This is a genomic window from Shewanella sp. HL-SH8 (assembly GCF_051165765.1).
GTDB lineage: Bacteria > Pseudomonadota > Gammaproteobacteria > Enterobacterales > Shewanellaceae > Shewanella > Shewanella glacialimarina.
The window spans coordinates 2,644,013-2,669,274 of the sequence record NZ_CP195039.1; the positions used below are offsets into that span (position 1 = coordinate 2,644,013).

Below are 25,262 nucleotides of genomic sequence, written 5' to 3' on the forward strand. Positions count from 1 at the left end.
AATTACATTTAAGGATCAATTAAGCTAAACTAACGAAAAATACAACGTCAAAACGAGTGGGAATATAATTAATTTAATAATAATATTCTTAAAATCAAATAATTAGTAAGCAAACATCGTCTTTTACAAGCTGAGCAGATATTAGTCAAATTAATCTCTGTTAATTTATGTTTTAAACATGACTCGTGTGTTCGAAAACAAACAGCCATTTTAGACATTGCAACTAACTTATATGATATTGGCACTTAATTTGGCTATTTGATTGGTAACGTAACATTATCGGAGTGGCTATTATGCCTGCAACCCAAGCTGAGGCAATGTTTAGTAACTTTTTAGGTAACTCACCTAAATGGTACAAACTTGCAATTGTGGCATTTCTTGTAATTAACCCATTATTATTCTTTTTTGTTAGCCCATTCATTGCTGGTTGGGTTTTAGTTATTGAATTCATTTTCACCCTCGCTATGGCGCTTAAGTGTTATCCACTTCAACCAGGGGGCTTGTTGGCCATTCAGGCTGTGATGATAGGGATGACATCCCCAAGCCAGGTGCTACATGAAATTGAAGCCAATTTAGAAGTATTGTTACTGCTAATCTTTATGGTAGCGGGCATTTATTTTATGAAGCAATTATTACTTTTTGCTTTTACTAAAATGATCACTAAGGTTCGCTCAAAAATTATTGTGTCATTGATGTTTTGTGCAGCATCAGCATTTTTGTCTGCTTTCTTAGACGCGTTAACCGTAATTGCTGTAATTATCTCTGTTGCAGTAGGCTTTTACTCGATTTACCACAAAGTCGCTTCAGGTAAAAACTTTAACTCAAGCCATGACCACACCAACGAAGATGCAAGCCCACAACTCAATCATGATGAATTAGAAGATTTCCGTGCCTTTTTACGTAATCTACTGATGCATTCAGGTGTAGGTACCGCGCTTGGTGGCGTTTGTACCATGGTCGGCGAGCCTCAAAACCTGATTATTGCAGCACAAGCTCACTGGAATTTCGGTGAATTTTTCATTCGCATGTCTCCGGTTACTATGCCTGTTTTAATTGCAGGGCTTTTTACCTGTTACCTGGTTGAAAAATTAAAGTGGTTCGGTTACGGTGCGCAACTTCCTGATGCTGTTCATCAAATTTTAACCGACTATTCTAATTATGAGGATGAACATCGCACTAAACAGGATAAAGCAAAACTGATTATTCAAGCTTTAGTCGGCGTGTGGTTGATTGCCGGTTTAGCATTGCATTTGGCATCCGTTGGCTTGATTGGCCTATCCGTTATTATTATTACGACTGCTTTTAATGGTATTACTGATGAACATCAAATTGGTAAAGCGTTTGAAGAAGCACTGCCCTTTACTGCACTACTGGCAGTTTTCTTCGCCATTGTTGCGGTAATAATAGATCAACATTTATTCGCTCCAGTGATCCACTGGGCGTTAAGCTATGAAGGTAATACGCAGTTAGTGATTTTCTATATTGCTAATGGTTTATTGTCTATGGTCAGTGATAACGTCTTTGTCGGCACTGTGTATATTAACGAAGTGAAAGCAGCCTTAATTTCAGGTCAAATTACCCGCGACCAATTCGACTTATTAGCCGTAGCGATTAACACTGGTACTAACTTACCCTCTGTTGCGACGCCTAATGGTCAAGCCGCATTCTTATTCTTATTAACATCAGCCCTCGCACCACTCATTCGTCTATCATATGGTCGTATGGTTTGGATGGCGTTACCTTATACCATCGTATTATCGATCGTTGGCATAATGATGATTGAATCAGGCTTTTTAGTCGAAATGACCAGTTACTTTTATGATAGTCAGTGGTTAATTCACCATTCGGCAAAAGATATTGGTGGCGCGATTTCAGGTCATTAATATCTGTTAATGAGCAAATCTTAACATAGACAATAATCTGTAAATATTTTATGGTCTATCAATAATATCAACACCCTCATAGAGGGTGTTTTTCTTTAAAATTTACAGGATAATATTTTGACCGCATTACAACTTTTTTGCCACCATCGCATATCATGGGCGATTCTATTTCTATCTGGTTTAGGTCTTGAAGGTGCTGCGTTGTATTTTCAGTACGTCATGGAATATGACCCGTGTGTAATGTGTGTATACATTCGTGTTGCCATTTTAGGGATAATGCTATCTGCTCTGGTTGGTTTAGTTAATCCCAAGTTCTGGGTGCTGAGGCTGATTGGCATGGCTGGCTGGATAGTTTCTGCTGTTTGGGGAGCCAAACTGGCATTTGAGCTTAATGATATGCAAGTAAACCCCTCTCCTTTTGCCACATGCTCTTTTTTTCCTGAATTCCCAGCATTTATGCCACTAGACAAGTGGTTACCGCAAGTGTTCTCTCCAACAGGGATGTGCGGTGAATCAGTCTGGTCATTTATGTCGGTTAGCATGGTACAGTGGACGATAATAGGCTTTGTCGTTTATGGTGTTATATGGTTCATAATGCTATTACCTGCATTAACACCTAAGCGCAGTAGCAAATAGCACTATTAACTGTCGGTATTCAATAATCATAAAAAAACAGACCATCTGGTCTGTTTTTTTATGACTGAGTATTCTCTAATCAAAATCTTGTAAGGGCCATAAAACGATATTGTCTTCAAGGTACCTTACTTTCATTTCATTCACAGTTTTGCCTTTAACTGATATCCCTAATTTATGCATCTCATCTTTATTACCTGTAATCAATGGATGCCAATTGGGTAAATCACGACCCAAATATAACCGTCTATAGGCACAGCTTTCTGGTAACCAAGTGAGTTCAGGTAAATTAGCTAAATTAATTGCTGTACACTCTGGTACATATTTAAAGCGATCACTATAGCGTTTACACTGACAACTCTCATCATCTAATAAATGACAAGCGGCATTAGTGTAATAAAGCGCCTCTGTTTCATCGTCTATGATTTTATTTAAACAGCATTTACCACAACCATCACAAAGGGATTCCCATTGTGCGTTTGTCATATCTTCTAATGCAGTGGTTTGCCAAAAATTCATGTTCCGTTTATCTCTTACTCAATCACAATAAGTGATACTTTACAAAATGTAATCTCAGTCGACTGATGAAACTATTTACTATCGAAATTTAGACTGGCTTTATGTTGTTCAAGTAAATTCTCTTTGGGAGGCGGAACTTGCAAATAATAGCCTTTAGCGAGTAATTCACTTTTCACTTTTTCGATATCCGCTAACGCTAATGATTCCCTTTTAGACAAAGGCACTAGCATTACTAATTTTGGGGCGCCAAACATTTTCATCAATGCATCAGGAACTGCATCAAAAACATCACGTTTCTCGACAAAAAGGTATGTTTCGACCTTTAGACTGCTTTTATATACTGCACAAATCATTTTAGTGTAATTTTCCGCTGTTTCAAACTTGATAGTCCACAACGCACACTATAACATGGTGTCCAATAAAATAATTGTAAATTGATTTACAAGCATAGAAATTTGGAGACTAGCGACGAGATGGCTAAACAAAATCTCGAGTTAAAAGCCACATCTTTTACTCTATCGGTACTTTATATTAATAATAGTAATTTAGATGTTGTTGCTTTAGAGCTTGATAAAAAATTAGCTGAGGCGCCACAATTTTTTCTAGGTGCACCATTAATTTTAAATCTAAGTGCCTTAGATGATACCCCAATTGATTTAGCAGCATTAAAAGCACTGTTGAATCAGCGTCAGTTGGTTATTGTAGGGATAACTGAAGCTTCTATTCCCTTTTCTGTACAAGCTAAGGACTTAGGATTAGCTGTCGTTCGATCGGGTAAACAAGCTACAGCCGCTACAATTCCACCTCGTGGAACTAAAATAGTTAAACAAAATATTCGCTCTGGCCAACAGATATATGCAAAAGATGCGGATTTAGTCATTTTTGGTGCTGTTGGCAATGGCGCTGAGGTCATAGCAGATGGTAGCATTCATGTATATGGCGCTTTACGCGGTAAGGCAATGGCTGGCGCTGGCGGTGATACACAAAGTGTTATCATAGCGAGCTCGCTTGAAGCCGAACTTGTTTCCGTTGCTGGGCAATATTGGATCGCAGAAAACCTGCAACAACATTGCCATGCACAAAGAGGTTGTGTTCGCCTAGATGGCGAGTCTCTCACTGTTGAAATATTGCCACAATAAGGCAAATTTAAGGAAAAAATACACATGGCACAAATTATTGTTGTCACTTCAGGAAAAGGCGGTGTGGGTAAAACAACCTCAAGTGCAGCTATTGCAACTGGCCTAGCACTAAAAGGTAAAAAAACCGTCGTTATCGATTTTGATATCGGTTTACGTAATCTAGACTTAATTATGGGCTGTGAACGCCGTGTAGTTTATGATTTTGTAAATGTAATCAATGGTGAGGCTAACTTAAATCAGGCTATGATTAAAGATAAGCGTTGTGATAAGTTGTTCATTTTGCCAGCTTCACAAACTCGTGATAAAGATGCCCTGACTAAAGAAGGTGTGGGCAAGGTGCTAGATGATTTATCTAAAGATTTTGATTATATTGTTTGTGACTCCCCTGCAGGGATTGAGCAAGGTGCCATGATGGCGCTTTACTTTGCCGATATTGCCATTGTAACGACCAACCCAGAAGTCAGTTCAGTACGTGACTCTGACCGTATTTTAGGTATGTTACAAAGTCGCTCACGCCGTGCAGAAGAGAATCTTGAACCAATAAAAGAATACTTATTATTAACACGTTACTCTCCTGCGCGTGTTAAAACTGGTGAAATGCTGAGTGTTGAAGATGTTAAAGAGATCCTAGCAATTGAACTTTTAGGGGTAATTCCTGAGTCACAAGCTGTGTTGAAAGCATCTAACTCTGGTGTACCTGTTATCATTGATCAAGAAAGTGATGCAGGCCTAGCATATAGCGATACGGTTGCCCGCCTTTTAGGTGAAGATGTAGCCATTCGTTTCATAACAGAAGAAAAGAAAGGTTTCCTAAAAAGGATATTCGGTAGCTAATTATGTCCATACTTGATTATTTCAGAAGTACTAAAAAACCTAATACGGCCTCTTTAGCCAAAGAGCGTTTGCAAATCATTGTAGCCCATCAGCGTGGTGAACGCGGTGCGCCTGACTACTTGCCAAGAATGAAGCAAGAAATCATCGAAGTGATCCGTAAATACGTGCAAATATCTGATGATCAGGTCACGGTTCAATTAGAACAAAATGATGATAATTTATCTGTTCTAGAGTTGAACGTGACTTTACCAGAGACTAAGTAGTGTGATAAATCTTTTATTTTAATGATTTATCTACCTAATCAAAAAGTAAAAAGGATATGATGAATTCATATCCTTTTTAACTTTAATTGCTACATTTGTTATGGGAACCAACAATTAACGCTAAAACTATTCACCATCAAAGGCAATACTATCTAGCTTATTGCCCACTAACGCACCACGCCAACCTTGTAAAATTAATGGCTTATCGCCCTGCTTACCCTCGAATAACCAAACTAAGAATTGATGAATTAAACGCTTCGAACCAATAAACTCAAGCGGTACAGACTGTTGCTCACTAATGTCAGTTAAACACGTTTTAATCAATTTAAAAGATGACTTATAACCTGACTTTAAAGCAATAACATCGACTTCTTCTGGCGGGTTATCCATGTCTGCATTTGCGATGACTTTTAATAAGTCCTTTCCATGAAAACGCTTTTCTTGATCAGTTAAGTCATTTAGCTGATTTAACTCAGCCAAACTTGTAGGCGCTTTTTTAGCGAGTGCAATGAGTGCATGATCTTTAACAACAAACCCAAGAGCTAAATTTCGATTGACCGCTTTTTCAAGGCGCCATGCTGCCATGACTTTTAAGATTGCAAGTTGCGGGCGAGTCAATTGGAAAGCATTCTTAACTTTCAAATAAGCTTCATCAGGATCAACACCACTTAAGCGACCTTGGGTTATCCGTTCGCCTTCTTCATATAACCAATCTAGACGATTTTGCTCAGTCAGTTTTTGTAGAATTTGCGGGTATATCTGATATAAGTAAGATACATCATTAGCTGCGTATTGAAGCTGAGCATCACTTAAAGGCCGTTTCATCCAATCGGTGCGTGACTCACCTTTGTCTAGTTCAATACCTAAGCAATGCTCAACTAATTTAGCATAGCCTAAACCATGCCCCATACCCGCTAAACTAGCCGCAATTTGACTATCAAATAATGGCTTAGGTTGACAGTCCCCATAATGGGCGAAGACTTCAAGATCTTCACTACAAGAGTGAAGTACCTTAATAATATTTTCATTGGTTAATAATGACCAAAATGACGATAAATCTTTGATAGCGACAGGATCAATCAATGCTAGTGTTTTGCCATCATAAGCTTGAATTAAGCCTAGATGTGCATAGTAAGTACGGGTGCGAACAAATTCTGTGTCTAACACTAGCAAGCTAGCTTGCTCATATTGCTTTACTAACGAGGCTAACGCATCATCATTACTTATATACTCGAACGCAAACACAGCTTACTCCATTTATTTTATGGGCTTAAAAACAAAAAACCGGCTAGATGCCGGTTTTTCAAATTTACGCTTTATTGGCTTCGTCTCGAAGCTGTCTGCGTAAAATCTTACCCACATTGGTCTTTGGTAATTCGTCTCGGAATTCTACCAGTTTTGGTACTTTATATCCCGTTAAATGATGGCGGCAATGTTCAATCAGCTCTTTTTCAGACAATGACTTATCTTTTGCAACCACGTATATTTTGACTAATTCACCGCTAGCATCATTGGCAACACCGACAGCAGCAACTTCAAGTACTTTTGGATGAAGTGCTACAACCTCTTCAATCTCATTTGGAAATACGTTAAAGCCAGAGACTAAAATCATGTCTTTTTTACGATCGACTATGAAGAAAAAGCCCTTTTCATCCATATAACCAATATCGCCAGTAGCTAACCAACCGTCTTTATCAATTACTTTGGCGGTCTCTTCAGGACGCTGCCAGTAACCTTGCATCACTTGCGGCCCTTTAGCAAAAAGCTCACCGGTTTGACCTTGAGCTAATACTTTACCATCATCGTCACGCACTTGAATAAATGTCGATGGCGCAGGAAAACCAATGGAGCCGTTATAACCTTCTAAGTTATACGGACAACAAGTCACTAGAGGTGAAGCTTCCGTTAATCCATATCCTTCCAGTAAACGAGTTTTGGTAATCGCTTGCCATTTGTCAGCAACGGCTCTTTGTACCGCCATACCACCGCCAATTGACAGTTTTAGGCCGCTAAAATCTAAGTTTTTGAAGTCGTCATTATTAACTAAGGCATTAAATAAGGTGTTAACGCCAGTTAATGCCGTAAAGGGATATTTTTTAAGCTCACCAACAAATGCTGGAATATCTCTTGGGTTGGTGATTAATAAATTTTGACTGCCTTTATGTAAAAATAATAAGCAATTTACCGTTAATGCAAAAATATGATAAAGCGGTAAAGCAGTAACAACAAACTCTTTACCATCATCTAATGCCGGCGAGTATGCGCCATTTGCCTGTAAAACGTTAGCAACAACATTTCGGTGGCTTAACATTGCACCTTTAGATACCCCAGTTGTGCCACCGGTATATTGTAAAAAGGCTAAATCATCACCGCTAACACCTGGTTTGACGTATTGTAATCGCCGCCCTTTAGATAAGCTGTCTCGAAATGAAAGTGCGTGTGGTAAATGATACTTAGGCACCATTTTTTTAATATACTTGACTACAAAATTAACTAAAGTCCGTTTTGGCGCACTAAGTTGGTCGCCTAAGCCAGTAATTATCACAGACTCCACTGCAGTTTGATCAACAACTTCTTCTAGCGTTTTGGCAAAGTTAGATACAACAACGATGGCTTTAGCACCAGAATCTATTAATTGGTGCTTAAGTTCTCTTGGAGTGTAAAGAGGATTAACATTAACTACTACCATACCAGCACGCAATACACCAAATAGTGCTATCGGGTATTGGAGTAGATTTGGCATCATTAATGCCACTCGATCGCCTTTTTCAAGCTTCAGTTCATTTTGTAAATAAGCGGCAAAAGCGCGACTTCTTTCTTCAAGCTTTCGATAAGTCATGGTTGCACCCATGTTAATAAAAGCAGGCTGATCAGCGTATTTCGCTACAGCGCTTTCAAACATGGCAACCAATGAAGGAAATTGATCCGGGTCTATCTCAGCCGGTACATTGGCTGGGAGGTGATTAATCCAAGGCTGGTCCACGTGTGTCTCCTATAATGGCCACTGTGCTAAGACGTGCATTCCCCGTCAGTGGCTAAAAACGTTTTCCTGTTATTGGCTATTGTTATGATATGGCAATAATCAGTCAACGCGTTGTTATTGTTATCGCCTATACCTAAAATCATACAAGCGTTTTAATTTTGAACATAATCACATAATTGGCACAAAAATAATAGCGCTTTAAGCTTCATTAACATTTATTTTAGAATAAATGCTCGAATTAATAAGCATAATCCAACAGCATTACCCATATGCAGATGATGATCGCCGTCTATTTCTGCGATTTCAAGATGCTTAAACCATTTTTTAGCCTGCACTTGAGCTGATTTTAACTGCTTAAAACCAGTTTTCCCTAGCACTAACAAGGTATCAGTAGTGCTTTGGCTCATTAATGCATCGACTTGTTCAAAACTCATTCTATACACAGAATCTAATTTTAACCGCGGATCACTTCGCCAATAGTAAAGTTCATCAATAAACTCGAGATTTCTTTTTGCAATAAGTTGACACCAAACTGGGTCCATCCCGGTCAGTTGTTGTCTCGCTTTCACCACGATGTCAATTGACGAATATCCTTTTGTGTTAGCTTGAAATGGCTTAGTCAGTAAATGAGTATGTTGACTGAAACTACGACTTATTCTTGATGCGTTATTATTAACATCTTCAAATAAAGGGGAAAGTGCTTCGATAAGAATTAATTGGGATATACGCTGGGGAAAACTGGCGTTGTAGGCACTTGCAACAATACCGCCAAGGGAATGACCTAAAAGAATTATTGATTGATTTGGATCAGGCTGAATAAAATTAATAAGCGCATGCAAATCATACAAATAGTCAATCCAATGTAACGGATATAGCCCTGGACGGTGGTCTGAAAAGCCGTGTCCAGGCCAATCAAAAGTAATAAGTTGGTAATGAATGGCTAAATCTGATTGTAAAAAAGACTCTGCCAAGGGTATAAAACTGTTTAAATTATCTAACCAACCGTGGCAGGCCAAAATAATTGGCTTGTCAGCATGGCCATATCGCATAGCCGATAAGGTTAAATGGGCCAAAGCGAATGTCATTGGCTGACCTTGCTCCACTGCTCTGAAACAGCACTTTGGCTCATTTAATGACATAATTTACTTCGCTTTTTTAATAAACTTTAATGTCATACGGTCACTTTCACCGATATCGATATATTTTTGCTTATCTTCATCACCCATTGCAAGACGTGGGGGTAATGTCCACACCCCTTTAGGATAATCTTTTGTGTCTTTGGCATTAGCATTTATTTCTGAACTTGCTAGCAATTCAAAACCCGATTTTTTAGCTAATTCAACCATTTGATTTTGTTCCATATAGCCACTTTCCGCTGCCATACCAACATTAGCTCTATGCTCAACCACGCCGAAAGTGCCGCCGTCTTTTAACACAGCATAAGCTGCATTAAACACACCTTCTAATTGCCCTTTCATTGCCCAGTTATGTAGGTTTCTGAATGTCAGCACATGATCAGCTGAATTATCTTTACCTAAGTTAAATTTTTCAGGCGGGCTTAACGTCACAAACTGCACATTACCGACAGATGCTTTATTATCTGCTACCCACTTTTCAAACTTTAAACCCGCTGATTTATAATATTCAGTCTGACGATTTTCTTCCGCAGGTTTTGTTTCAAAGTTGGCTGCAACGTACTGACCATTTTTGGCTAAGTAAGGCGCAAGGATCTCAGCATACCAACCACCACCGGGCCAAAGTTCAATAACAGTTTGATCAGCTTTTACATCAAAAAAAGCAAGTGTTTCAGCTGGGTTACGGGCGCTATCTCTTAACTTATTGGACGCTGTTCTAAAATCACTTGATACCGCAGCGGCCAAGGCATCATTCACTTTAACTTCTTCTGCCTGTGCTGGAGTAACCAATACGGTTGAATACATTCCAACAGTTGCAAAGCTAATCGCTATCGCGAGTGCTATTTTACGTTTCATTTCACATTCCTTTTTATTGAATCAACTTTTTGCCAACTGAGCCATAACATACCACAGCTCACCACTAACCAAATAACAACCCAAATCCAAGCGGGGATCCAAGTCATTTGCGCTAATGCTGCTGCATCGCCCTGACCTGCCAAACCAAATAACACCATGGGACTTGCCATGGCATTGAGGATTATCATCAATCCTAATATACGCAGTAAACTATTTAAAGGACGACTATTTTTTAATTTAAGTGGTAACAAAATAAGTCCAGTTAAACATAATAAAATAGCAATGCTCAACAAGTCCCTCGCCCACAATATAATTGACGCTAAAATAGTAAAGGCCAATAAAGACAAAGTAAATCTGATGCCATCTCGCCATGTGGCTAGTAAGAAAATCAAGTAACCCCAAAGCGCCGCACCCAAATAGCCTGCAAATGCAATAAATATCGCATTACCTCCTTGGCTATAGCAAAGACCTGCGCCATTAGGAAAAAGCTGAATAGAGTTGACCATCCCACCCGACATTATGGTCGCTATCCCGTGCGACAATTCATGGAAATAACTTTCAAACCATTTAAACGGCACGCTAATAAAGGGCAGCCTTGTTAATAAAAAGGCAACTATCAGTTCCAGCACAAAACGGCCTCGACTAGGAATGCCAGATGATGAAGCTGATAAGCTATTATGATTAAAATGGGTCATTAATATTGAGATTATTTATAGAATAATTGACGTTAGTAAATCAGAATTGTCAGCAGGAGGGAATGCTTGTAAAACATTAAGATACAATGTTGTCGTAATAAGACACTAAAAGAAGTAGGAAAGAGCTAAAATAATAATCAAATAGATCAACACCAATAGATAAATTAAGCGTAAAGATCAATACCTACCATCTGTTGAATTTCATCTCGTTTTGCTGAATGCTGGGTCATCAGATAGACATTTATTGCACTACGATTAGTCTGTTTATCAGCATCATATTCGACTTTATTTTGTTGGCTATTAGACACAGAAATGGTTGTATGGTCAAAAAGCTGCGTATTGCCTTTAAACTCAAACAAGCCTGAATTCTCAACTGTTTGTTCTCTTTCTTGCTGACTTAATGCAGATGCTTCGACATCAATTTGGATGTCATTGGCTGAGGGTTGGCCTAAAAGGATATTATTTTTAACGGTTTGACTGGAATTGATTGAGTTAATATCAGTCACTGACTCTAGCGGACGATTACCGGCAACGGCCTGACTCAAAGACGTTTTAAAGCCTTGTTGACTTGCTGTTTGATGAACCGATGACTGATTTATCTGCATTTATGCTTATCTCGACAGTACTTATATCTGCAATGCTTAGCTACAGTGTAGTATAATACTTAACATTAAAATAAAATATAATCGACTATAACTTAGCCAACAAGTTATTGCCAATGGCAAACTTTTCATAAAACTTAAACTGCTTTTAGCATTAAACAGTTTAGCAAAGTTATTACTTTATGCCATTAGGATCATTTTTAATATTACTCTCTACCCGGTAGCTTCTTCCAGGTCACTTTATCTCGGATATACACTGGGGCAAGTTCATCCACACTAGTATGTTGATGTTGGCTAACGCCATATTCAGCTAAAGTGAGCATTGCTTTGGCATCAGGGTATTTAAGCTCATCTTGCAATTGAATATTATCTGCTAACTTAAGTAACGCAGGATACACTTCAAAACCAGTTCCACAGGCGACAATCGCTTTACTGCCGTCCAAATGCAGCTCAACCTCTTGCGGTGAACAAACATGCTCAATACCAACCAAGGTCGCTATGCCCTCTTTTGCAACAAATTGCCCCACGTACACTTCGTTCATACGTGCATCAATAGTACAAAATACTTGCTCAGCATGAAAAGTCGTAATTGCCATTTGTGCCATGGCAGCTAATGTCGAAATACCGATAACCGGTAAATCGGTTCCCAGGGCTAAACCTTGGGTCATACTGGTACAAATACGAATGCCGGTAAAACTGCCAGGTCCACGACCATAAGCAATGACATCAATATCGGCCAGCTTCACTTGAGCTTCTTTTAGTAATTCATCTACCATTGGCAATATACGTTGACTGTGCTCACGCGGTGCATCGACTGTGCGAGCGTAAACCTTACCATCAATAGTCAATGCTGCAGAGCAAGACTCGGTGCAGGTATCAAGCGCAAGAACACGCAGTGGAGTGTGAAATGTCATGTTTACAACCAATGTGGAACAGAAATTAGGTCGCTATGATAACTTATGGGATTTGTTTTAAAAAGTGCAATGCGGTATCTAAATCACGGGTACGATGCATTGGCGGCAATGAATTAATAAAAGCTTGTCCATAAGGGCGATTAACAATGCGATTATCACATAAAATCAACACACCATGGTCTTTCTCATCACGAATAAGCCGGCCGACACCTTGCTTTAATGCAATAACAGCTTGGGGTAATGAAATAGTCGTAAAAGGATCAAGTCCTTGTCGTTCTGCGCTAGCGGCTCTTGCTCGATATAAAGCATCATCAGGCGACACAAAAGGCAACTTATCGATGATTACGCAGCTCAGCAATTTACCTCGAACATCAACTCCTTCCCAAAAACTGCCGGTACCGAGTAGCACAGCATTACCCAATTGACGGAATTTATTCAATAAGCTTTGCTTACTGCCCTGGCCTTGTACCAGTAATGGGTAACTCACTTGGCTACGCAATAAACTAGCAACTTGTTCTAACATGCTGTGACTGGTGAACAAAATAAAGGTGCGCCCTTGCGCAGCATTAATGGCTTTAACACACACTTCTACCAATTGTTTGGCGCTATGCTGAGTTTGCCCTACTTTGCCCAAATGCCGTGGCACACAGAACATCGCTTGGTTTGGATAATCAAATGGACTGTCTAAAATAACCTGAGTCGCTTTCTGTAGCCCGAGTTCTTTTGCAAAATGAGATAACTGACGGTTAACTTGTAATGTTGCCGAGGTAAAAATCCAACTCGTCTTAGGGTCAAATAATTGCTCACATTGTTTAGCGACATTAATAGGCGACGATCGAAGTGAGATAAACCGTGGCCCATATTCAACACTGTAAGCCGCTTGGGTATCTTGGCATTCGAAAAATATTTTTAATCTATCATTCAATTCGTGGATTTGTTCAAAAGCATTATCTAAATCATCATCGCGGCCTAAGTGGTGTCTCAGCAATTCACTTAATTCGGTTAATGATTGATGTAATGCCCAAGCACTAACAATAAGTGCTTTAGTCGATAACACCTGACGCCAATCAGTTTTACCACTGTCAAACATCTCATTATGCCACTGAGCTAGTTGCATGATTGAGCGGTTAGCAAAGTGTTCAATCTGAATGCTGTCACGAATTTTTTGTTTGTGTATAGTGACTAAACTGTTTAACAGCTTATCGATTTCACGGCTACTGATATGACTACCAAAATAACTGATACAAATATCGGGCACTAAATGAGCTTCGTCAAAGATGACAACATCAGGATCTGGAAGCAGCTCAGCAAAACCAGTATCTTTGAGTAATCTGTCGGCAAAAAATAAATGATGATTTACCACGACCAGCTTTGCTTCCATGGCTTTTACACGTGCTTTGCGGGTAAAACACACGTCATAAAAATGACACTTCTTGCCGGTACAGCTTTCTTTGGTACTGACAATGCTTGAGATCATGGTTGAATTTTCAGACACTGACGTTAGATTACCTATATCACCATCTTTACTGAGTACCGCCCACTGATTTATTTTAAGTAAGTCATCTAAAGCCTGCTCCCGATACTGACTGGCATGCTGCATTTGGTTATCTAAGCGTAATTGACATAAGTAGTTATTGCGGCCCTTAAGCAAAGCAATTCTTGGTTGAATATCTAACATAGTTAACAATGCAGGAAGATCTTTTAAAAATAGTTGTTCTTGCAGGTTTTTACTGCCAGTGCTTACAACGACTTGTTTGCCACTTAATAACGCAGGAATAAGATAAGCAAAGGTTTTCCCAACGCCAGTGCCAGCCTCCAAAATTAAGTTGATTTTTTTTGCGATAGCTTCACTTACAGCTATCGCCATATCAGTCTGGGTTTGACGGCTTCGGTACTGATGCACATGACGGGATAATGAACCGCCTACACTAAATTCAGCGGCAACCAATGTGGTTAGACTCGCTAGCTTATGCGGAATTTGAGACGTGTTCGATTTCACAGTTTTAGTAGTTACTCATAGTGTAATTTTAGTTTAAATACATCAAATCTAGCAAGCAGATGGTCAACCCAGCCATGATACATATTTAATCTATTAATACCGACCCAAGATTTAGCAATTACGGCGTATAGTTGACTAAGCTTCAGTGAATAGAAAATTAACTGGATAAACGACAAATAAGATGGTCTGAAAGCTTTAAATAACACTGTTTACAGACTTGACTATTATGCTGATAAATAATGATTAATCCAACCAATTAACTCTGCTGGAGTATAAACAATGCAACTAGCGGTCCCTTTTTTCACAATCGATAACTAAATTATTGGCTAATTTATATCAATGATTCTAAATCTTATCAAAAAAAATCATAAAAAAAGGAACCCTAAGGTTCCTTTTTCAAAGCCGATTAACTAATTACTTAGTTAAAGCTTCTTTTGCTTTTTCAACTAAAATTGTAAAAACAACTTTGTCGAATACAGCGATGTCAGCCAAAATCTTACGATCGATTTCGATAGACGCCTTTTTCAAACCGTTAATGAAACGGCTATAAGACAGACCATTTTGACGAGAAGCCGCATTGATACGTGCAATCCATAATTGACGGAATTGACGTTTCTTTTGACGAGCGGTCACGGTAAGCATATTGACCAGCTTTAGTTACTGCTTGAACAGCAACACGGAAAGTACGGCTACGAGCGCCATAATAACCTTTAGCTAGTTTAAGTACTTTCTTGTGACGAGCACGAGCGGTTACACCACGCTTAACTCTAGGCATTGTTCATTGCTCCTTTAATTAAGCGTATGGTAGTTGACGTGCAATTGCTGGCACATCAGACTTGGCGACTAAACATTTTGCACGTAAGTGACGTTTACGCTTAGTGCTCTTCTTGGTCAAAATATGACGTAAGTGTGCTTGTTTGCGCTTGAAACCATTAGCGGTTTTTCTGAAGCGCTTTTGCACACCCTTGTCTGTTTTCATTTTAGGCATTTCTAAAACTCCGCATTGGGATATTTAATAAACGTAAGGCGAGCAAAAGCCTCAAGAGACTTTTGCTACTTTTAGTTTGCCCTACTATTTCTTTTTAGGTGCTAGCACCATAATTGCTTGTCTACCTTCCATTTTCGGGAAAGATTCAACAACCGCATACTCTTCCAAATCAGCCTTGATACGGTTCAAAAGATCCATACCTAGGTTTTGGTGTGCCATTTCGCGACCACGGAAACGCAGCGTAATTTTCGCTTTGTCCCCATCTTCTAGAAAACGAATCAGGTTGCGTAGTTTTACCTGATAGTCGTTTATATCAGTTCCAGGACGGAATTTTATTTCCTTAACCTGAACCTGCTTCTGCTTCTTCTTTTGTTCCTTTTGCGCTTTCGCTTTATCAAAAAGGAACTTACCGTAGTCCATTATGCGACAAACTGGAGGCTCAGCGTTTGGACTGATTTCAACAAGGTCTACCCCTGCTTCATCCGCGACGCTTTGAGCTTCTTTAATGCTAACGATACCAATGGGCTCACCATCTATGTCCGATAAACGGACTTCAGGAACACCGGTGATTTCATCATTGATTCTATTAGGCGCTGGTTGTCGCCCTGCTGTTCTTTTGATCTTTATGACCTATTCCTCCAACAATTTTAGACTACGGAGCGAAATCTGTTGATGTATCATGGTAGCAAAATCTTCGATTTTAAGCTTACCTAAATCAATACCATCACGTGTACGCACCGCAACTTCCTTATTCTCAACTTCTTGATCACCTACGACCAACAAATAAGGCACACGTCTTAAGGTGTGTTCGCGTATTTTAAAGCCTATCTTCTCATTCCTCAAGTCAAAAGATGCACGAATGCCCTGTTTTTTGAAGTTTTTTACAATTTCTTCTGCATATTCAGACTGTTTGTCAGTAATATTCATCACAACTACTTGCATAGGTGCAAGCCATGTTGGGAATTTACCAGCATACTCTTCAATCAAGATACCGATGAAACGTTCTAATGAGCCAAGAATGGCACGATGTATCATTACCGGCGTTTGGCGACTATTGTCTTCTGCAACATATGTTGCGCCTAAACGAGTCGGTAACGCATAATCTAATTGTACAGTACCACACTGCCAAGCGCGATCTAAACAATCATGTAAAGTAAATTCAATCTTAGGACCGTAGAAAGCACCTTCGCCTGGTAATATCTCATATTTGATATTATTAGCTTTAAGCGCTTGCTTTAACGCTTCTTCAGCACGATCCCACATATCGTCATCACCAATACGCTTTTCAGGGCGAGTGGATAATTTGACGACAATATTTTCAAAACCAAATGTGCCATATGTGTCATATACCATTTGAATACATGCACTCACTTCTGTTTGCACTTGATCGTCAGTACAGAACACATGGGCATCATCTTGGGTAAAGCCTCGCACGCGCATCAAGCCATGCAGTGAACCCGATGGTTCATTACGATGACAACAACCAAACTCAGCCATACGCAATGGCAAGTCACGGTATGACTTTAAGCCTTGATTAAAAATTTGCACGTGACCAGGACAGTTCATCGGCTTAATGGCATATTCACGACTTTCGCTATTAGTCGTAAACATAGCTTCTGAGTATTTATCCCAGTGGCCTGAACGCTCCCATAACACGCGATCCATCATTAGTGGGCCTTTCACTTCTTGATAAGTGTATTGACCTAGCTTTTGACGGATAAACTTTTCGAGTTCTAAAAATATGCTCCAACCATCATTGTGCCAAAACACCATGCCTGGCGCTTCTTCTTGCATATGGTAAAGATCTAATTGCTTACCGATTTTACGGTGGTCGCGTTTAGCCGCTTCTTCTAATCGTGTAAGGTGCGTTTTAAGGGCTTTTTTATCTGCCCAGGCCGTACCGTAAACGCGTTGTAACATCTTGTTATCAGAATTACCGCGCCAATAAGCACCAGCAACACTCATTAACTTAAAGTGTTGACAAAAACGCATGTTCGGCACGTGCGGACCACGACACATGTCGATGTATTCTTCATGATCATAAAGTGCAGGCGTAGCATCTTTGCTGATGTTTTCATCTAAGATGGCAATTTTGTATTCTTCACCACGCGCACTGAATGCATCACGGGCTTCTTGCCAAGACACTACACGCTTTACCACGTCATAGTTTGTTTTTGCTAATTCCAGCATACGTTTTTCTAACGCATCTATATCATCTTGGGTAAGCTTGTGCTCTAAATCGATATCATAGTAAAAACCGTTATCGATAACAGGACCAATGGCCATTTTGGTTTGAGGCCACAGTTGCTTGATAGCATGACCTAATAAATGCGCACAAGAATGGCGAAGAATTTCAACACCTTCTTCATCTTTAGCCGTGATGATAGATAAATCCGCATCGGTAAAAATTAAATCGCAAGCATCTTTTAGTTCACCGTTAACACGGCCAGCGATACAGGCTTTTGCTAAACCTGGGCCGATGTCTGCAGCAACATCAAGGGTAGATACGGGATTAGCAAACTCACGTTTGCTGCCATCAGGCAATGTAATAATAGGCATGAAAATTCCTTGTCCAGTGGTGACCCACACGTAGGGCCACTTGGTAAATAGTGAATAAAAGTTATGAACACATTTTTGAAATAAAGACAGTACAAGAGTCTTAGTTACCCAAAAATGTAGCGCTCGATTGTATGTGACAACATAGTAATGGATCAACCTTTAACGGCTTTCTATACTGCCAAAACTGAATAAACTCATGCATTACACTCAATGCGGTATAACTAAAATAGGGCTATATTTAATCAAGCACAGTAAATGCGTTAAATTCCATCACTGGAGTACAAGATATGAGATTGTTGTCACGTTTAATAAGCTGTCCACATTGTGGTCAGCATCAACATGTAACCATTGATACGAGTTGTGGCGATCAAGAATATTATGATGATTGTCGAATCTGCTGTAACCCTATCCATATTAAAATGCATTTAGATGACAGCAGGCGGACCATTCAATTATTTATTGATTCAGATGATGAGCAAATTTATTAGTACTTGGCTTGGTTGTCGCACGAAACTAACCCTGTTGCTTTTTAGCTAAAATGCGCTCAACCGTATCAACAATAACTTGAGTTTGACTGTCAATTTCAATATTCATTTTATCGCCGACTTGGTGGGCTTTGATATTAGTTAATCTCAGTGTTTCTGGAATAAGGTGCAATTTAAAACCACGCTCAGTCAATTGCCCTACTGTTAAGCTACAGCCATTAACCGCGACAAAGCCTTTATAAAACACATAGTTTTTCCACTTTGCATCTAACGCTAACTCAATATCATAATGCTCGGCGGTATCACTAACAGATACCACTTCAGCTTGCGTATGAATATGGCCCGATAAAATGTGCCCGCCAATTTCACTGCCAAAGGTTAACGAGCGCTCAATGTTAACTAGGTCGCCCCGCTGTACTTTATCTAGATTAGTTAGGCCTAATGATTCTTCCATTACATCAAAAAAAACCTTATCATTCGATATCTTAGTAACCGTTAAACAAACACCATTGGTTGCAACACTGGCTCCTGTTTGTAATCCGGTAAGCAATTCAGGCTTTAACGCAATTTCAAAACGTTTCAATCCAGCTTGCTGTTGAACCGATACCACTTCACATGTGGCTTGTACAATTCCTGTAAACATAAAGTAACTCTCGTTTATTAATAGGCTTAATATGAACAACACCGGCTTTCAAGCCAAGCGCTTAATACAACTCGCCTTGCCGATATTAATCGCCCAAGTGACTCAAACTATGATGGGTTTTATTGATACAGTCATGGCAGGACGAGTCAGCGCGGTTGATATGGCGGCTGTTGCAGTCGGCACCAGTTTATGGCTACCGGCCATCTTATTTGTTCAAGGCCTATTAATGGCCTTCACACCGGTATTTTCACAGCATCATGGCGCCGATAACCAAAAGGTAATCCCAAACTTACTGTTTCAAGCTGGCTATATTGCCATAATAGGTGCCCTAGGTGTGATGTTATTTTTAGCCTCTTCTAGCTATATATTAGACCTAATGGATTTAGAACCACAGCTGCATCGCTTAACGGTCGGATATATTGATGGCATTCTCTGGGGCGCACCTGCATTTGCGTTATATCAAGTGCTTCGCGGTTGCAGTGAAGGCATATCTTATACTTTACCGACTATGGTGATTGGCTTTGTTGGCTTGGCGGTCAACATTCCAGCAAACTATATCTTTATTTATGGAGGCTTTGGCATTCCAGCAATGGGTGGTGCTGGCTGTGGAATAGCAACCGCTATGGTATTTTGGGCAATGTTAATTGCTATGACCATCTATATGCTTGTTGATAAAAAGTTTATTGATATTGCCCCCTTTAAACAGTTTTATGCCCCTAAATGGTCCACCATGAAGTCAATGACTAAATTGGGATTCCCAATTGCAATGGCGTTGTTCTTTGAAGTAAGCCTATTCGCGGTTATTGCATTATTTTTAGCGCCAATGGGCGCTAATGTAGTAGCAAGTCATCAAATAGCGTTAAATTTTTCATCTATAGTATTCATGTTGCCTTTGTCGATTGGTATCGCTGCATCTATTCGCATTGGGTATTATCTTGGTCGAGAAAGAACCGATATAGCGCAACTAGTCACTTATGTCGCCTTAGGACTGTCCTTATCTCTCGCGCTGTTAACCGCTATTTCAACCGTCGTATTTAGACACGAAATAGCTCTACTATATAATGATAATCCTGAAGTTGTCGCGTTAGCCGGAAGCTTGATGTTAATGGCAGCCTTATACCAAATATCGGACTCTATTCAGGTTGTGGCGGCGGGAGCACTACGGGGTTACAAAGACACTCGCAGTGCCTTCTACATTACCCTTTTTTCATATTGGTTTATCGGCATGACATTAGGATATGTATTAGCCTATACCGACTATATTGTTCCCGCGATAGGTGCGCATGGATTCTGGATTGGACTGATTGCAGGGCTTACCTCTGCCGCTATTCTCTTTGGCTGGCGATTGAGTTACATTCAACGAAAAGGCATTATTTTTGTTGAAATAGATTAAGTTTAAAACGAATAAATCTACGCCGCTCATTCAACCTGTTCGAGTGAACGGCGTAAAGAAATAATAAATTTTATCTTCATTAGCCTATGAATATATAAAATTAGCGGCGCACAAAAAACGGTATTGCAACTAACACCATACCGACTATAACTAAGCTCGTCACACTGGCAACAAAGAACGGATAGACCATTAAAGCCATACCCATACATAACGGAACAATTGCTTGTTGGCGTTTACCATAAACAAAATACCCCATTCCAATCGCACCAAATAATACGCTCCACATGATCATTGCATCACTACCCATCTTATTATCCTGGTTATCTTATTTTGGTGAATGTGTTTATCCGAGTTCGGGTCTACAGGTTTTGCTTGTTCAATAATCAACATAATATTTCAATTGTCGCGATAGCTGATATTTAAAAGACGTAATTCACTTTAATGTGATCACATAATTTATCCCAAGCATTCAAAATTTCACCTTTCAAGTTGCTCTACGTATTTTATCGAAGCAATACTGTCAAAAACATACCTCTGCAATCTATGGTTAGCTGTCTTTGTCGCGCTTTTACGATTATTGCAATGTTATTAGTTCAGGTTATCAATTTAACTAGAAATCAATTCGAATAGCAGATACCACTTAAATTCATCATCAACAATGCTTTCAGTACAAATCTTTTATCATTGACGTAAATTAGTCAATCACATGTCAGATGTGAAAATTTACTTTATCAATAACAACAGCCTATATAAAAAAATAACTAAAAACCTAACGACAGATCAAATAGTTTAATGTGATCTAAATCAAATAAAAACTTGATAGTTAGTGCTCTAATCATTAGGATCGTTATTAATTGAACGTTCAATCAATGATTAGCTGGATTAAAAAAGGAAATCATTAATGCCAAGACCTGTTATGAAAAGTGCGCGACAACAACAGCTAATTGAAGCGACATTAATGTCGGTTGAACGTTTTGGATTGCAAAAAACCACCATTAATACCATTAGTGGCATAGCTGGAATGTCATCAGGCATTATTAGCCATTACTTTGGTGGTAAACAAGGGTTGATTGAAGCAACTCAAAAATTCTTACTTGAAGAGTTAAAGCAATCATTACTGGCAAGGACATCAGGTAAAACCTTAACCCCAACGGCAAGATTATTAATGATAGTTGAAGCCAATTTCACCGATTTACAACGTTCAAACGCCGCGGCAAAAACATGGTTAAGCTTTTGGTCTCAAGCAATGCACGATCCGGGACTGGCAAGACTTCAACACATTAATAGCCAACGCTTATATAGCAACCTGCTTTTTTCGTTCAAACAATTATTGCCAAATATGGCAGCCATTAATGCAGCAAAGCAAACCGCAGCAATTATTGACGGTTTTTGGTTACGCAGCGCGCTAAGCCACACCCCTACAGAAGATTTTAAACAAGCCCAAATTTTATCTAAAGCCTTTATCGAGGCTGTGATCGTGCAACACGGAGAAATTGAATGTCAGCGTTAATCACCTATCAAAATTATGTTCACGGTAAGTACATTGCAAATGGCAGTGGCGAAACCTTCCAGGTTATCAACCCTGCTACTGGCGAAGTCAGTTATTTAGTTGAAGTGGCAACCGAGTCTGTGCAAAAAGCTGCTATAGAAAGTGCCAAAGCAGGTTTTGCTGTTTGGTCGGCGATGACGCCTATAGAACGTAGCCGTATTTTATTAAAAGCCGTTGCCCTACTACGTGAGCACAATGATGAACTTGCTGCAGGCGAAGTATTGGATACAGGTAAACCATGGCAAGAAGCTTCGGTTGTCGATATCGTCACTGGCGCCGACTCTATAGAGTTTTTTGCAGGTCTCGCCCCAAGTATTGAAGGCAATCAACAGCCTGTTGGAGCGGATTTTTATTATACTCGCCGTGAGCCATTAGGTATTTGTGCTGGTATTGGCGCATGGAACTACCCGTTACAAATTGCTTGTTGGAAAGCAGCCCCGGCACTTGCATGCGGCAATGTAATGATTTTCAAACCTTCAGAAGAAACACCTCGCGGCGCAATGCGTTTAGCTGAAATATTCACTCAAGCGGGTGTGCCAGATGGCGTGTTTAACGTAGTTCAAGGTGACGGTAATGTTGGCGCATGGCTAACCACCAATGAAGATATCGCTAAAGTGTCATTTACCGGTGAAGTAGGTACCGGTAAAAAAGTCATGGCCGCTGCGGCAGGCTCACTAAAAGAAGTGACCATGGAGCTTGGCGGAAAATCGCCATTGATTATCTTTAATGATGCCGATGTTGAAAATGCGGTATCAGCCGCGATGTTAGCTAACTTTTATACTCAAGGTGAAGTGTGTACCAACGGTACTCGCGTATTTGTGCAGCAAGATATTTATCCGCGCTTTATCCAACGCTTAAAAGAACGTACTGAGCAAAACATCATTTGCGGTGACCCAATGCACCCTGACACCAATTTTGGTGCATTGATTTCACGCGATCATCAACAAAAAGTACTCGACTACATTGAAATCGGCAAAAAAGAAGGTGCCACCTTATTAACAGGCGGAACAGCATTAACACCTGACAATGCACCGAATGGTTTCTTTGTGGCGCCGACTGTATTTACAGATTGCACTGATGAGATGACGATTTCAAAAGAAGAAATATTTGGCCCTGTGATGTCAGTCTTTACCTTTGCTGATGAAGATGAAGTCGTTAAACGTGCCAATAGCACTCACCTAGGCTTAGCGGCAGGTGTATTTACGCAAGACATTACCCGTGCACATCGGGTTATTCATCAAATGCAAGCCGGTATTTGTTGGATAAATGCTTATGGTGCTTCTCCTGCAGAAATGCCGGTTGGTGGTTACAAGATGTCTGGTATTGGTCGTGAGAATGGCTCTGAAACATTAAAAGCATACACCCAAATTAAAGCTGTTTACGTTGGTATGCAGTCACTTGAAAGCCCATTTTAGGAGTGACCCAATTAATGTCTACGCAAATATCTCACGAATACGATTATATTATTGTTGGTGCCGGTAGCGCAGGTTGTGTATTAGCCAACCGCTTAACGGAAAATCCAGCCAATAAAGTCCTGATACTTGAAACCGGTGGTAGCGACAAAAGCATTTTTATCCAAATGCCAACCGCCCTTTCAATTCCGATGAATACTAAAAAGTATGCATGGCAGTTTGAAACACAAGCTGAGCCCCATTTAGATAATCGCCGCATGCATTGCCCGCGTGGTAAAGTGTTAGGCGGTTCATCATCAATTAATGGCATGGTTTACGTACGTGGTCATGCTCGTGACTTTGACGAGTGGCAACAACAAGGTGCAAAAGACTGGGATTACGCTCACTGTCTGCCTTACTTTAAAAAAGCTGAAACATGGTCTTTTGGCGGTAATGTTTATCGCGGTGATAAAGGCCCATTAGCGGTTAATAACGGTAATGAAATGAAAAACCCGTTATATCAAGCGTTTGTGGATGCAGGTGTCGATGCCGGCTACCTAGCGACGAGTGATTACAATGCCAGTCAGCAAGAAGGCTTTGGCCCAATGCACATGACAGTTAAAAACGGCGTACGTTGGTCTACGGCAAATGCGTACCTTCGCCCAGCAATGAAACGCCCGAATTTAACCGTGATCACTCATGCGCTTGTGCATAAAGTGATTATGCAAGGTAAAACCGCTGTCGGCGTGCGTTACGAACGTAAAGGCGAGTTAATTGATGTTAACTGCAATAAAGAAGTGGTGTTATCGGCAGGTTCAATTGGTTCACCGCATATTTTGCAACTGTCCGGTATTGGCGATGCAAGTACTTTAGCCAGTGCAGGTATTGAGCAAGTTCATCAATTACCCGGTGTAGGTCAAAACCTGCAGGATCACTTAGAGTTTTACTTCCAATTTAAGTGCTTAAAGCCGATTACGCTTAATGGCAAAATTGATCCGTTAAACAAACTGTTTATTGGTGCTCGTTGGATTTTAAATAAATCGGGTTTAGGTGCTACTAACCATTTTGAATCGTGTGGATTTATCCGCTCAAAAGCCGGTTTAGAGTGGCCGGATCTACAATATCATTTCTTACCCGCAGCTATGCGCTACGACGGTAAAGAAGCCTTTGCAGGTCATGGTTTCCAAGTACATATCGGTCACAACAAGCCTAAAAGCCTTGGCGCGGTAACCGTGGTATCAAATGATGCCAAGGTTGCACCACAAATTCAGTTCAATTACTTATCACATCAAGATGATATAGAAGGCTTTAGAGCATGCGTTCGCTTAACCCGTGAGATTATTAACCAACCGGGCTTAGATGAATACCGTGGTGAAGAAATCCAACCAGGCCTTGCAATACAGACCGATGAAGAAATTGACCGTTTTGTCAGACGTTCAGTTGAAAGTGCCTACCACCCTTCTTGCTCATGCAAAATGGGCGAAGATGAGATGGCCGTGGTTGATTCAGAAACAAAAGTTCACGGTATTAACGGTTTAAGAGTCGTTGACTCATCTATTTTCCCAACCATTCCTAATGGGAATTTGAACTCACCGACCATCATGGTTGCCGAGCGTGCTGCCGATTTGATTTTAGGCAACACGCCACTGGCACCAAGTATGGCAAAAGTGACGCTAGCCGAAAAGTGGCAAACATCACAACGCTTACAAGCACCTAAGCGGCCAATTAATTAATACTTATTAAGTTAATGGGTATGAATTAATGACCACCTATAACAGGTTGATGGCCAACCTACGTTT

At 40.0% G+C, this 25,262-nt stretch carries 25 protein-coding genes and 1 pseudogene; 10 read left to right on the plus strand and 16 right to left on the minus strand.

Going from position 1 to position 25,262, the window contains the following annotated elements; all coding sequences use genetic code 11:
• The first annotated feature begins 293 nt into the window (after positions 1–293).
• Both nhaB and dsbB read left to right on the plus strand, forming a co-directional pair.
• Positions 294–1,883: a sodium/proton antiporter NhaB gene (gene nhaB, locus ACRWQN_RS11670; protein WP_434926231.1), complete on the plus strand. Its 1,590-nt coding sequence runs from the start codon at positions 294–296 to the stop codon at positions 1,881–1,883.
• Positions 1,884–2,000: 117 nt separating this feature from the next.
• Positions 2,001–2,519: a disulfide bond formation protein DsbB gene (gene dsbB / locus ACRWQN_RS11675; protein ID WP_434926232.1), complete on the plus strand. Its 519-nt coding sequence runs from the start codon at positions 2,001–2,003 to the stop codon at positions 2,517–2,519.
• Positions 2,520–2,594: 75 nt separating this feature from the next.
• Here dsbB and ACRWQN_RS11680 read toward each other — a convergent pair whose 3' ends face one another.
• A complete protein-coding gene (locus ACRWQN_RS11680) occupies positions 2,595–3,035 on the minus strand; it encodes a YcgN family cysteine cluster protein (RefSeq protein ID WP_434937862.1) in 441 nt (146 codons plus the stop codon).
• A gap of 71 nt (positions 3,036–3,106) precedes the next feature.
• Positions 3,107–3,388 carry a YcgL domain-containing protein gene (locus ACRWQN_RS11685; protein WP_434926234.1) on the minus strand — a complete coding sequence of 94 codons (282 nt, stop codon included), beginning with the start codon at positions 3,386–3,388 and terminating at the stop codon, positions 3,107–3,109.
• A gap of 120 nt (positions 3,389–3,508) precedes the next feature.
• On the opposite strand from ACRWQN_RS11685, the gene minC reads away from it, so the two are divergent.
• The 3 genes from minC to minE are packed head-to-tail and all read left to right on the plus strand — an operon-like array spanning position 3,509 to position 5,271.
• A complete protein-coding gene (gene minC / locus ACRWQN_RS11690) occupies positions 3,509–4,174 on the plus strand; it encodes a septum site-determining protein MinC (protein WP_434926235.1) in 666 nt (221 codons plus the stop codon).
• Positions 4,175–4,198: 24 nt separating this feature from the next.
• Positions 4,199–5,008 (plus strand): septum site-determining protein MinD, encoded by an 810-nt coding sequence (gene minD / locus ACRWQN_RS11695; RefSeq protein ID WP_226415632.1) that lies wholly within the window; start codon positions 4,199–4,201, stop codon positions 5,006–5,008.
• Between the two features lie 2 nt (positions 5,009–5,010).
• On the plus strand, positions 5,011–5,271 hold the full coding sequence (minE, locus tag ACRWQN_RS11700; RefSeq protein WP_434926236.1) for a cell division topological specificity factor MinE: 261 nt from the start codon (positions 5,011–5,013) through the stop codon (positions 5,269–5,271).
• Between the two features lie 126 nt (positions 5,272–5,397).
• Here the strand turns inward: minE and rnd are convergent, their stop codons facing one another.
• The 12 genes and pseudogenes from rnd to thrS all read right to left on the minus strand — a co-directional run bounded on the left by rnd (position 5,398) and on the right by thrS (position 18,002).
• The gene (rnd, locus tag ACRWQN_RS11705; protein ID WP_434937864.1) at positions 5,398–6,516 is read right to left on the minus strand and encodes a ribonuclease D; all 1,119 of its coding nucleotides are present in this window, start codon (positions 6,514–6,516) and stop codon (positions 5,398–5,400) included.
• A 64-nt stretch (positions 6,517–6,580) separates the two neighbouring features.
• Positions 6,581–8,254: a long-chain-fatty-acid--CoA ligase FadD gene (gene fadD / locus ACRWQN_RS11710; RefSeq protein ID WP_434937865.1), complete on the minus strand. Its 1,674-nt coding sequence runs from the start codon at positions 8,252–8,254 to the stop codon at positions 6,581–6,583.
• Between the two features lie 215 nt (positions 8,255–8,469).
• Positions 8,470–9,339, minus strand: a complete 870-nt coding sequence (locus ACRWQN_RS11715; protein WP_434937867.1) for an alpha/beta hydrolase — start codon at positions 9,337–9,339, stop codon at positions 8,470–8,472.
• Positions 9,340–9,396: 57 nt separating this feature from the next.
• Entirely contained in the window at positions 9,397–10,245 is an 849-nt protein-coding gene (locus ACRWQN_RS11720; protein ID WP_434937869.1) for a class I SAM-dependent methyltransferase, read from the minus strand.
• Positions 10,242–10,940, minus strand: coding sequence for a M50 family metallopeptidase (locus ACRWQN_RS11725; protein ID WP_434931800.1), 699 nt, complete (start codon positions 10,938–10,940; stop codon positions 10,242–10,244). The genes ACRWQN_RS11720 and ACRWQN_RS11725 overlap by 4 nt, the downstream gene beginning before the upstream one ends.
• A gap of 164 nt (positions 10,941–11,104) precedes the next feature.
• The gene (locus ACRWQN_RS11730) at positions 11,105–11,545 is read right to left on the minus strand and encodes a hypothetical protein (protein WP_434937871.1); all 441 of its coding nucleotides are present in this window, start codon (positions 11,543–11,545) and stop codon (positions 11,105–11,107) included.
• 203 nt (positions 11,546–11,748) lie between these two features.
• On the minus strand, positions 11,749–12,456 hold the full coding sequence (gene tsaB, locus ACRWQN_RS11735) for a tRNA (adenosine(37)-N6)-threonylcarbamoyltransferase complex dimerization subunit type 1 TsaB (protein ID WP_434937872.1): 708 nt from the start codon (positions 12,454–12,456) through the stop codon (positions 11,749–11,751).
• Between the two features lie 43 nt (positions 12,457–12,499).
• Positions 12,500–14,455: an ATP-dependent DNA helicase gene (locus ACRWQN_RS11740; protein ID WP_434937874.1), complete on the minus strand. Its 1,956-nt coding sequence runs from the start codon at positions 14,453–14,455 to the stop codon at positions 12,500–12,502.
• 414 nt (positions 14,456–14,869) lie between these two features.
• Positions 14,870–15,230: pseudogene (gene rplT, locus ACRWQN_RS11745) on the minus strand (50S ribosomal protein L20).
• A gap of 18 nt (positions 15,231–15,248) precedes the next feature.
• The gene (rpmI, locus tag ACRWQN_RS11750; RefSeq protein ID WP_055023949.1) at positions 15,249–15,443 is read right to left on the minus strand and encodes a 50S ribosomal protein L35; all 195 of its coding nucleotides are present in this window, start codon (positions 15,441–15,443) and stop codon (positions 15,249–15,251) included.
• Positions 15,444–15,527: 84 nt separating this feature from the next.
• Positions 15,528–16,070 (minus strand): translation initiation factor IF-3, encoded by a 543-nt coding sequence (gene infC / locus ACRWQN_RS11755; RefSeq protein WP_264177979.1) that lies wholly within the window; start codon positions 16,068–16,070, stop codon positions 15,528–15,530.
• A 3-nt stretch (positions 16,071–16,073) separates the two neighbouring features.
• Complete coding sequence (thrS, locus tag ACRWQN_RS11760; protein ID WP_434926244.1) at positions 16,074–18,002, minus strand: threonine--tRNA ligase; 1,929 nt, start codon at positions 18,000–18,002, stop codon at positions 16,074–16,076.
• Positions 18,003–18,289: 287 nt separating this feature from the next.
• On the opposite strand from thrS, the gene ACRWQN_RS11765 reads away from it, so the two are divergent.
• The gene (locus ACRWQN_RS11765; RefSeq protein ID WP_434926245.1) at positions 18,290–18,490 is read left to right on the plus strand and encodes a CPXCG motif-containing cysteine-rich protein; all 201 of its coding nucleotides are present in this window, start codon (positions 18,290–18,292) and stop codon (positions 18,488–18,490) included.
• 25 nt (positions 18,491–18,515) lie between these two features.
• Here ACRWQN_RS11765 and ACRWQN_RS11770 read toward each other — a convergent pair whose 3' ends face one another.
• Complete coding sequence (locus ACRWQN_RS11770; protein ID WP_434937876.1) at positions 18,516–19,130, minus strand: riboflavin synthase subunit alpha; 615 nt, start codon at positions 19,128–19,130, stop codon at positions 18,516–18,518.
• Between the two features lie 31 nt (positions 19,131–19,161).
• Here ACRWQN_RS11770 and ACRWQN_RS11775 point away from each other — a divergent pair, with 31 nt between their 5' ends.
• Positions 19,162–20,523 carry an MATE family efflux transporter gene (locus tag ACRWQN_RS11775; RefSeq protein ID WP_434926247.1) on the plus strand — a complete coding sequence of 454 codons (1,362 nt, stop codon included), beginning with the start codon at positions 19,162–19,164 and terminating at the stop codon, positions 20,521–20,523.
• A 100-nt stretch (positions 20,524–20,623) separates the two neighbouring features.
• Here the strand turns inward: ACRWQN_RS11775 and ACRWQN_RS11780 are convergent, their stop codons facing one another.
• Complete coding sequence (locus ACRWQN_RS11780) at positions 20,624–20,830, minus strand: hypothetical protein (protein ID WP_434937877.1); 207 nt, start codon at positions 20,828–20,830, stop codon at positions 20,624–20,626.
• Between the two features lie 594 nt (positions 20,831–21,424).
• Here ACRWQN_RS11780 and betI point away from each other — a divergent pair.
• From betI to betA, 3 genes are read left to right on the plus strand one after another with little or no spacing between them, the layout of a single operon-like run.
• Positions 21,425–22,033, plus strand: a complete 609-nt coding sequence (gene betI, locus ACRWQN_RS11785) for a transcriptional regulator BetI (RefSeq protein ID WP_434937879.1) — start codon at positions 21,425–21,427, stop codon at positions 22,031–22,033.
• Positions 22,021–23,487, plus strand: coding sequence for a betaine-aldehyde dehydrogenase (betB, locus tag ACRWQN_RS11790; RefSeq protein ID WP_434937881.1), 1,467 nt, complete (start codon positions 22,021–22,023; stop codon positions 23,485–23,487). Before betI ends, betB begins: the two co-directional genes overlap by 13 nt.
• Before the next feature lie 14 nt (positions 23,488–23,501).
• Entirely contained in the window at positions 23,502–25,196 is a 1,695-nt protein-coding gene (gene betA / locus ACRWQN_RS11795; RefSeq protein WP_434937883.1) for a choline dehydrogenase, read from the plus strand.
• The last annotated feature ends 66 nt before the right edge of the window (positions 25,197–25,262 follow it).

Excerpts from the sequence above, each read along its gene's own strand:
- ACRWQN_RS11685 (WP_434926234.1), bottom strand. The coding sequence starts at position 3,388 with ATGATTTGTGCAGTATATAAAAGCAGTCTAAAGGTCGAAACATACCTT.
- betA (WP_434937883.1), top strand. The coding sequence starts at position 23,502 with ATGTCTACGCAAATATCTCACGAATACGATTATATTATTGTTGGTGCC.
- minC (WP_434926235.1), top strand. The coding sequence starts at position 3,509 with ATGGCTAAACAAAATCTCGAGTTAAAAGCCACATCTTTTACTCTATCG.
- ACRWQN_RS11770 (WP_434937876.1), bottom strand. The coding sequence starts at position 19,130 with ATGTTTACAGGAATTGTACAAGCCACATGTGAAGTGGTATCGGTTCAA.
- ACRWQN_RS11680 (WP_434937862.1), bottom strand. The coding sequence starts at position 3,035 with ATGAATTTTTGGCAAACCACTGCATTAGAAGATATGACAAACGCACAA.
- nhaB (WP_434926231.1), top strand. The coding sequence starts at position 294 with ATGCCTGCAACCCAAGCTGAGGCAATGTTTAGTAACTTTTTAGGTAAC.
- ACRWQN_RS11715 (WP_434937867.1), bottom strand. The coding sequence starts at position 9,339 with ATGACATTCGCTTTGGCCCATTTAACCTTATCGGCTATGCGATATGGC.
- ACRWQN_RS11730 (WP_434937871.1), bottom strand. The coding sequence starts at position 11,545 with ATGCAGATAAATCAGTCATCGGTTCATCAAACAGCAAGTCAACAAGGC.
- betB (WP_434937881.1), top strand. The coding sequence starts at position 22,021 with ATGTCAGCGTTAATCACCTATCAAAATTATGTTCACGGTAAGTACATT.
- ACRWQN_RS11780 (WP_434937877.1), bottom strand. The coding sequence starts at position 20,830 with ATGGGTAGTGATGCAATGATCATGTGGAGCGTATTATTTGGTGCGATT.
- minE (WP_434926236.1), top strand. The coding sequence starts at position 5,011 with ATGTCCATACTTGATTATTTCAGAAGTACTAAAAAACCTAATACGGCC.
- ACRWQN_RS11720 (WP_434937869.1), bottom strand. The coding sequence starts at position 10,245 with ATGAAACGTAAAATAGCACTCGCGATAGCGATTAGCTTTGCAACTGTT.
- rpmI (WP_055023949.1), bottom strand. The coding sequence starts at position 15,443 with ATGCCTAAAATGAAAACAGACAAGGGTGTGCAAAAGCGCTTCAGAAAA.
- ACRWQN_RS11725 (WP_434931800.1), bottom strand. The coding sequence starts at position 10,940 with ATGACCCATTTTAATCATAATAGCTTATCAGCTTCATCATCTGGCATT.
- ACRWQN_RS11765 (WP_434926245.1), top strand. The coding sequence starts at position 18,290 with ATGAGATTGTTGTCACGTTTAATAAGCTGTCCACATTGTGGTCAGCAT.
- ACRWQN_RS11775 (WP_434926247.1), top strand. The coding sequence starts at position 19,162 with ATGAACAACACCGGCTTTCAAGCCAAGCGCTTAATACAACTCGCCTTG.
- tsaB (WP_434937872.1), bottom strand. The coding sequence starts at position 12,456 with ATGACATTTCACACTCCACTGCGTGTTCTTGCGCTTGATACCTGCACC.
- thrS (WP_434926244.1), bottom strand. The coding sequence starts at position 18,002 with ATGCCTATTATTACATTGCCTGATGGCAGCAAACGTGAGTTTGCTAAT.
- minD (WP_226415632.1), top strand. The coding sequence starts at position 4,199 with ATGGCACAAATTATTGTTGTCACTTCAGGAAAAGGCGGTGTGGGTAAA.
- betI (WP_434937879.1), top strand. The coding sequence starts at position 21,425 with ATGCCAAGACCTGTTATGAAAAGTGCGCGACAACAACAGCTAATTGAA.